Raw genomic sequence first — 8652 nt, forward strand, 5'->3', positions numbered from 1 at the left:
GGGGAAAATTATGGAGCGAGTAGCGACTGGGGGTGGAAATGTGAATGCGGATCGTGGCTGAACACTCCCCTACTCCCCTACTCCCTTATTCCCCTACTCACTTAGGACGGCCACGATGCAACTCACCCTCGCCCAGGCTGCAGGCCTATGCCGGATGGCGGCGCTCGGCGCCGGCGCCAATGAGGAGGCGGCGCAGTCGCTCACCGCCTCGATCATCGCCGCGGAAGCCGAAGGCCTGTCGACGGTGGGGCTGTCGCATTTCATCGACTATCTGGAAGCGCTCGAAGCCGGCCGCATCGACGGCAACGCCGATCCGGCGATCACGCGGCCGGCGCTCGCCGTCTATCTTTCGGATGCGCGCGGCGGACTTGCCCATACCGGCTTCGACCGCACCGTCGACGACCTGGTCAAGGCGGCAAAACTGTTCGGCGTCTCGATCTTCTCGCAGAAGAACGCCTATACATGCGGCGCGCTCGGCTATTTCACCGGGCGGCTTGCCGAACAGGGGCTGGTTTCCTTCGCCGCCACCAACGGACCGGCGGTGCTTGCCGGCTCAGGCTCGGTCAAGCCGGTCTATTGCACCAATCCGATGTCCTTTGCGTCGCCCGCCGCCGACGGGCCGCCGCTGGTCATCGACCAGTCGTCGAGCGCCACCGCCTTCGTCAACATCCGCAAGGCGGCCGAGGACGGCAAGAAAATCCCCGAAGGCTGGGCGCTGGATGCCAGCGGCAACCCGACCACCGATCCGGCGGCGGCGATGAAGGGCGCCATGCTTGCCTTTGGCGGCCAGCGCGGCGCCAACATCGCTTTAATGGTCGAGGTGCTGGCCGCGGGCATTTCCGGCGCCAACTGGTCGCTCGACGCGCCCTGGTTCACCGATGGGGCGGAGAGCCCCGGCACCGGTCTTTTCGTTCTGGCCATCGAGCCAAAGCTGCTCGACCCGGATTTCGAGCGGCGCATGAAGGACCAGCTCGACCGGTTGCGGCGGCGCTATGGCGTGCATATACCCGGCCGCTCGCGCGCCGAAGCCGCCGAGAAGGCAAAGGCGCGCGGCATCACCACGTCCAGGGCAGTGGTGCAGCGCATTTCGGAATTCGCCGAGCGTTATTCGGCCTGATTTTCCCTGCGCGATTGAACCTTTTTTAGACGCTGCACGACCCATGTCCGGCACCCCACGCCGCGAGCCGCCGATTGGCTTCGTCAGGCACGCGGCTGGCGGCGCCGCGCCGAGCGTTCAGGCCGGGGCGGGCGTGCTTGCTTCACGCCACCTTGATGCCGTCTCAGGTCAGGCCGCCTCGTTGAACCCTGCTTCGGCGTGGACACTGCCCGGGAAACCCCGCTTCGGCGGGGTTTTCTGCCTTCGTCAACGTGGCAGGAGGGGCGTTCTGGGCAAGTCCAAAAACAACGCGATGGCGACCTCCGGTCGCTCTTTGCCTTTGGCGAGAAACGGATTAAGAAACGGCTTCAGCCAAGCATTGCGCGCGGAGCCAAGTCATGACCGAAATCCTGCAGACCCCCAAGCTCGTCGTCGTCTTCGGCGGCTCGGGCTTCGTCGGTCGCCATGTCGTGCGGGCGCTCGCCAAGCGCGGCTACCGCATCCGGGTCGCCTGCCGGCGGCCCGACCTTGCCGGCCATGTGCAGCCGCTCGGCAATGTCGGCCAGATTCAGCCCGTTCAGGCCAATGTGCGCGTGCGCTGGTCGGTCGACCGCGCCGTGCAAGGCGCCGACCATGTCGTCAACCTGGTCGCCATCCTGCATGAGACCGGCCGCCAGAAATTCGGCGCCGTGCACGATTTCGGCGCGCGCGCCGTCGCCGAGGCCGCACGCTCGGTCGGCGCAGGCCTCACGCAGATCTCGGCGCTCGGCGCCGATCTCAATTCGCCGTCCAACTACGCCCGCACCAAGGCGCTGGGCGAAAAGGCGGTGTTCGAGACGATTGAGGATGCCGTCATCTTCCGGCCGTCCATCAATTTCGGACCGGAGGACCGCTTCTTCAACCGCTTCGCCGGCATGGCGCGCCTGTCGCCCGTGCTGCCGCTGATCGGCGGCGGGCAAACGAAATACCAGCCGGTCTATGTCGGCGACGTCGCCGAAGCGATCGCACGCTCGGTCGACGGCAAGGTCAAGGGCGGCCAGATCTACGAGCTCGGCGGCCCGCAGGTGCTGACCTTCAAGGAATGCATGGAAGAGCTGCTCGCGGTCATCGACCGCCGGCGGTTGCTGGTGCCGGTGCCGTGGTGGGTGGCGAACATCCAGGCGTCGATCCTCCAGTTGCTGCCCAATCCGCTCCTGACCAAGGACCAGGTGCTGCAGCTGCGCGAGCACAATGTCGTTTCGGACGAAGCCGCCAAGGCCGCCAGGACGCTTGCCGGCCTCGGCATCCAGCCGCAGGCGATCGCCACTATCCTGCCCAGCTATCTCTGGCGCTTTCGCGCCGCCGGACAGTTCCAGCAGCGCCGGCCGATCGCCGACCGGTAACCAGCCGCTTCAAGCCCGGCGGGAGACCTGCATCGGCAGGCCGCCCTGCGGCTGCGTGGTGAGTTTCTGCACCGGCCAAGGCCGAGTCTGCGAGGTCGCGTCGAAGCGGAAGCGCGACAACAGGATCGCCAGAGCGATAATCGCCTCCTGCATGGCGAAGCTTGCGCCGATGCAGACGCGCGGCCCGGCGCCGAAGGGCAGGTACTGGAAGCGGTCGATCCGGTCGCGGTTTTCGGGATGGAAACGCTCCGGCAGGAAGGCGTCCGGCCTGTCCCACAGCTTGCGGTGGCGGTGCACCACCCAAGGCATCACCAGCACGGCGGCGTATTTCGGAATGTATAAGCCGTTCCAGGTCTCCGGTTCGATCGGCTCGCGGTTGATCGAGGGCGCAGGCGGATAGAGCCTGAGCGCCTCCTCGAAAGCGGCGCGGGTGAGCGGCATGGCATCCAGCCACTTGGTCGGATCGGGTTCGCGCGCCAGCACGGCGTCGATCTCCTGCTCGACCTTGTCGCGTTCCCAGGGCGCCCCGGCGAGGCAATAGATCGTCCAGCCCAGCGCCCGCGCCGTCGTCTCATGGCCGGCGCCGATGAAGGTGATGATGTTGTCCTCGACTTCGGCGCGGGTCAGCCCGTCCGGCCCCTCAGCACGCAGCAGAAGCGTGAGAAAATCCTGCGGCACGCCGTCGGGATCGCGCTTCATCCGCTCCTCGCGCATCCTCACCGTGCCGGCGACGATGTTGCGGAAATAGGCCATGGTCTTGCGGCCGCGGATGCGGGTGAAGCGCGGCAGCCATTCCGGCGCGCGCAGCAGGTCGAGCGGATCGACGCGGCCCATCGTCTCGAACAGGCGATCGATCTCCTTGGCGAAGCTGCCGGGCTCGCCGGCGATCTCGCCGGAGAACAGCGTCTCGGCCAGAATGTCATAGGTGAGCAGCGTCATGTCGTGGGCGACATCGGTCGTGCCGCCGGCCTCGTAGCGGGTGACGAACTCCAACGTGCGTCTCAGCATCGGCTCGGCGAAGCCGAAGATGTGGCGCGGCGTGAACACCGGCGCCATCGCCTTGCGCGAGCGCTTCCAGACCTCGCCCTCTGCGGTCAGCAGCCCGTCGCGCAGGATCGGCCGCAGCACCAGCTGGCGCACGGTCGCCATCTTGTAGTTCCTGGCGTTGTCGACCAGCACATGGCGGATGAGGCCCGGATCATTGGCGACCACCAGCGGCCCGCCGACGCCGGTGACCGAAATCCAAGGCTCGTTGTAGGTGTGCTCGCCCCACAATTCGAGCGGATTGCGGTAGATGATGCGCATCATCTCCAGCGTCGAAGGCGGCGTTGTGCGCGGCGTCGGCGCCGGCGGCACGAAAGGGGCGGGCTTGGTGTCCATGTAGCATGCTCCGCTGACAGCCGAATGTAGTGCCCGACGAAGCGGGCGTCCATCTGGCCGAGCAGGTCCGCGACCGTACCCGAATGGCTCGCGCTCAGCCAGCTGCCGGTCCGTCGGCTCGGGGTGAATGAAAGGCTTCTCGCCAAGCCGGCAAAATGGCCGCAAACCTTGGAAAACCAGCCGTTTGCGCCTATATCTAGGACATCAAAACGGCGCGATTCGGGGTGACTTTCCCGTGCCGGATCATCGACATCAATCAGACAGGTATTCATGAGCGACCAGACCGAAAGCGCCATTGGCGTGGAAGCCGAGTACGGCGCCGATTCCATCAAGGTTTTGAAGGGGTTGGATGCCGTGCGCAAGCGTCCAGGCATGTATATCGGCGACACCGATGACGGCTCGGGCCTGCATCACATGGTCTATGAGGTGGTGGACAACGCCATCGACGAGGCGCTGGCGGGCCACGCCGACCTCGTCTCGGTGACGCTCAACCCCGACGGTTCCGTCACCGTGATCGACAATGGCCGCGGCATTCCGACCGATATTCACTCCAGCGAGGGTGTTTCGGCGGCCGAAGTGATCATGACGCAGCTGCATGCCGGCGGCAAATTCGACCAGAACTCCTACAAGGTTTCCGGCGGCCTGCACGGCGTCGGCGTCTCGGTGGTCAACGCGCTTTCCGCATGGCTCAAGCTCAAGATCCGCCGCAACGGCGAAATCTTCGAGATGAGCTTCACGCATGGCAATGCCGACGCGCCATTGAAGGTCACGGGCACATATGAGCAGAACAAACAGGCCGGCACCTACGAGGGCCGCAGCGGCAGCGAGATCACCTTCTTCCCGTCGGCCGAGACCTTCACCATGGTCGAATTCGACTATGGCACGCTGGAACACCGGCTGCGCGAGCTTGCCTTCCTCAATTCCGGCGTGCGCATCGTGCTGACCGACGCGCGTCATGCCGACCTGGTGCGCCACGAGCTGCATTACGACGGCGGCCTGGAAGAGTTCGTCAAATATCTCGACCGGGTCAAGAAGCCGCTGATCGAAACGCCGATCGCCATCCGCGCCGAGCGCGACGGCATCACCGTGGAAGTCGCGATGTGGTGGAACGACAGCTACCACGAGAACGTGCTGGCCTTCACCAACAACATCCCGCAACGCGACGGCGGCACGCATCTGGCGGGCTTCCGCGCGGCGCTGACCAGGCAGATCACCGGCTATGGCGAATCGTCCGGCCAGACCAAGAAGGAAAAAGTCTCGCTGACCGGCGACGACTGCCGCGAGGGTCTGACCGCGGTGCTCTCGGTCAAGGTGCCGGATCCGAAATTCTCCTCGCAGACCAAGGACAAGCTGGTTTCGTCCGAGGTTCGGCCGGTGGTGGAGAGCCTGGTCAACGAGGCGCTGGGCACCTGGCTGGAAGAGCATCCGAGCGAAGGCAGGGTGGTGGTCGAGAAGGTGATCCAGGCGGCGGCCGCGCGCGAGGCCGCGCGCAAGGCGCGCGACATCACCCGCAAGAGCTCGCTCGGCGTCACCTCGCTGCCCGGCAAGCTCGCCGACTGCCAGGAGCGCGATCCGGCGAAGTCGGAAATCTTCATCGTCGAGGGCGACTCGGCCGGCGGCTCGGCCAAGGGCGGACGCTCGCGCCAGAACCAGGCGATCCTGCCGCTGCGCGGCAAGATCCTCAATGTCGAGCGGGCGCGCTTCGACCGCATGCTCTCTTCAGACATGATCGGCACGCTGATCACCGCGCTCGGCACCTCGATCGGCAAGGACGAGTTCAACGCCGACAAGCTGCGCTACCACAAGATCATCCTGATGACGGACGCCGACGTCGACGGCGCCCACATCCGCACGCTGTTGCTCACCTTCTTCTTCCGGCAAATGCCGGAGCTGATCGAGCGCGGCCATCTCTACATCGCCCAGCCGCCGCTCTACAAAGTGACGCGGGGCAAGAGCTCGCAATATCTCAAGGACGAAAGCGCCTATGAGGAATATCTGATCGGGTCCGGACTGGATGAGGCCTCGCTGGTGCTGGCCTCCGGCGAGGTACGGACAGGACAGGACCTGCGCGCCTCCGTCGACGACGCGCTTTCCGTGCGCCAGCTGATCAACGGGCTGCACACGCGCTATAACCGCAGCGTCGTCGAGCAGGCGGCGATCGCCGGCGCGCTCAATCCCGACGTGCTTGCCGATCTCGGCCGCGCCAACGCAATGGCCGAGCGCGTCGCCGGGCGGCTCGACATGATCGCCGAGGAGACCGAGCGCGGCTGGACCGGCAGGCTGTCGACCTCCAATGACGGTTCGGGCGGCTATGTGTTCGAGCGCACCGTGCGCGGCGTGAAGGATGTGGTCCAGCTCGACGCCGGGCTGATCAATTCGGCCGATGCGCGCCAGCTCGACCGCTACGCAGCGCGCCTGGCGGAAGTCTATGGCGAGCAGCCTGCCTTGCGTCGGAAAGAGACCTCGGAACTCCTCTCGGGGCCGCTGGCGCTGCTCAACGCAGTGTTCGCTTCAGGTCGCAAGGGCCTCACCATGCAGCGCTACAAGGGTCTCGGCGAGATGAATGCCGAGCAGCTTTGGGAAACCACGCTGGACCCGAATGTGCGCTCGCTGCTGCAGGTCAAGGTCAACGACGCGACCGACGCGGATTCGCTGTTCTCGCGGCTGATGGGCGACGAGGTGGAACCACGCCGCGAGTTCATCCAGGACAATGCGCTGTCGGTGGCCAATCTGGATATTTGAGCCTCGTTGCTCCGAGACGCAGACGTTCGCTTGGCGTTGAAGTTCACGATCCGACGATTGCGTAACTTCAGAGGACGCGACCGCTCTGCGGGACAGCGCCAAGCGTCCGCGCAGGTAGTATCCATGCCGGTGTAGCAGGAAGCGCTATTTGATCACGGATTTTCACGAGTGGACGTCAGTGCCGACGTGACTTAGTGGCTGCCGCTGCTGGCGCAGCCTTTTCAACGGAGCGAGCCTTTCGCGCAGAGCTTCCATTTTCGCTACTTTCTGCCCGAACGTAAGTCCAGCCAATTCGCGACGTCCCGCTGTCTTTCGAGCGAGGATGTCGGAAATATCTGGATATGCTCTTTTGGTCTCTGCCATTGCCAGAATTTACCACCATCCCCATTGGTTGCCAACTTTGATCCACCTTTCCTTGAGTCCATGGCGCGTCAGGACATCGTTCAGCGCGTCGTCGTCGTAGGCCTGGCTTTCGACAAAAGCAGCCATTCGCATGTGATCCTTGGGGCGTCCCAACTTTAATGCCGTCGCAATGATATGCTCGGCGCGAAGGACCCTGGTTGGTATGCCTCGCTCGTCGGGATCGGTGGCAAAATCGATGTCCAACGCCTTATCAAGCGCTTCCTCGTCGAGGTCATTCGCTACCGGGATGAATTGAACAGGCCATCCTTCAACCACGACGCCAACATCTCGGAATTCGGTGTAACCTCGTTGCGCCAGAAAGGACAGGATTGGCGTCAACACCGCCAGCCCGGACTTAGCGCTCCCTGGAATCTTCTCGAACGACACCAGAATATCCAGGTCCTCGGTGAGTCCAGGTTCGATATAGTTGTAGGCGGCGACCGCACCGCCTATGGCGTAGCGTTCGATCACGCCGGCAGCGACCATCTCATTCAATATTTCAAGCGTCTTTCGCATAGCCATGGCGTCGATTCCTGCTGTGAGCAGGTTAAATCTAGTGGCGCGCGACGCGAGCACCAACCGCAAAAAACCCGGCTCGATGAAGCCGGACTTTGTGCAGGCTTATGCTAATTGGCGGCTGGATCAGTGATCAAACGCCTTGACGATTTCCTCGGTCATCTTCTTGGCGTCGCCCAAGAGCATCATGGTGCCGTCCTTGTAGAACAGCGTGTTGTCGATGCCGGCATAGCCGGAACCGAGCGAGCGCTTGACGAACAGGCAGGTGCGCGCCTTGTCGACGTCGAGGATCGGCATGCCGTAGATCGGCGAGGACTTGTCGTCGCGCGCGGACGGGTTGGTGACGTCGTTGGCGCCGATGACATAGGCGACGTCGGCCTGCGCGAATTCGGAGTTGATGTCCTCCAGCTCGAACACTTCGTCATAAGGCACGTTGGCCTCGGCGAGCAGCACGTTCATGTGGCCGGGCATGCGGCCGGCGACCGGATGGATGGCGTATTTGACCTCGACGCCGGCGGCCTTGAGCTTGTCGGCCATCTCGCGCAGCGCGTGCTGCGCCTGCGCGACCGCCATGCCGTAACCGGGCACGATGATGACTTTCTGGGCGTTCATCATCAGATAGGCGGCGTCGTCGGCCGAGCCCTGCTTGACGGTGCGCTCGATGCCGTCGTCGGCGGCTTGAGCGGTCTCGCCGCCGAAGCCGCCGAGGATGACGGAGATGAAGCTCCGGTTCATGCCCTTGCACATGATGTAGGACAGGATCGCGCCCGACGAGCCGACCAGCGCGCCGGTGATGATCAGCGCCAGGTTGCCGAGAGTGAAGCCGAGAGCAGCCGCCGCCCAGCCGGAATAGGAGTTCAGCATCGAAACCACGACCGGCATGTCGGCGCCGCCGATCGGGATGATCAAGAGCACGCCGAGCACCAGCGAGGCGGCGACGATCAGCCAGAAGACGAGCTTGGATTCGGTAGTGACGAGCAGCACGATCAGCACCACCAGCGCGATACCGAGCGCGATGTTGATCAGGTGGCGGCCGCCGATCATGATCGGCTTTCCGGACATACGGCCGTCGAGCTTCAGGAAGGCGATGACCGAGCCGGTGAAGGTGATGGCGCCGATGGCGACGCCCAGGCT

Annotated in this window: 6 protein-coding genes; 3 read left to right on the forward strand and 3 right to left on the reverse strand. The window is 64.3% G+C overall.

Translation table 11 applies throughout. The features are described from left to right. Positions 1 to 115 precede the first annotated feature (115 nt). Positions 116 to 1117: an Ldh family oxidoreductase gene (locus FJ980_RS28200; RefSeq protein WP_140546932.1), complete on the forward strand. Its 1002-nt coding sequence runs from the start codon at positions 116 to 118 to the stop codon at positions 1115 to 1117. Between the two features lie 377 nt (positions 1118 to 1494). Beyond that, positions 1495 to 2478: a complex I NDUFA9 subunit family protein gene (locus FJ980_RS28205; protein ID WP_140546933.1), complete on the forward strand. Its 984-nt coding sequence runs from the start codon at positions 1495 to 1497 to the stop codon at positions 2476 to 2478. Between the two features lie 9 nt (positions 2479 to 2487). Here FJ980_RS28205 and FJ980_RS28210 read toward each other — a convergent pair whose 3' ends face one another. Next, positions 2488 to 3858 carry a cytochrome P450 gene (locus FJ980_RS28210; protein ID WP_140546934.1) on the reverse strand — a complete coding sequence of 457 codons (1371 nt, stop codon included), beginning with the start codon at positions 3856 to 3858 and terminating at the stop codon, positions 2488 to 2490. 270 nt (positions 3859 to 4128) lie between these two features. Here FJ980_RS28210 and gyrB point away from each other — a divergent pair, with 270 nt between their 5' ends. Beyond that, positions 4129 to 6600, forward strand: coding sequence for a DNA topoisomerase (ATP-hydrolyzing) subunit B (gene gyrB / locus FJ980_RS28215; RefSeq protein WP_140546935.1), 2472 nt, complete (start codon positions 4129 to 4131; stop codon positions 6598 to 6600). Positions 6601 to 6972: 372 nt separating this feature from the next. On the opposite strand, the gene FJ980_RS28220 is transcribed toward gyrB, so the two are convergent. Next, complete coding sequence (locus FJ980_RS28220; RefSeq protein WP_140546936.1) at positions 6973 to 7524, reverse strand: hypothetical protein; 552 nt, start codon at positions 7522 to 7524, stop codon at positions 6973 to 6975. Between the two features lie 120 nt (positions 7525 to 7644). After that, positions 7645 to 8652, reverse strand: a 1008-nt coding sequence (locus tag FJ980_RS28225; RefSeq protein ID WP_140546937.1) for an NAD(P)(+) transhydrogenase (Re/Si-specific) subunit beta, incomplete at its 5' end; no start/stop codon positions are given.

The sequence above is a fragment of the Mesorhizobium sp. B1-1-5 genome (assembly GCF_006443065.1).
GTDB lineage: Bacteria > Pseudomonadota > Alphaproteobacteria > Rhizobiales > Rhizobiaceae > Mesorhizobium.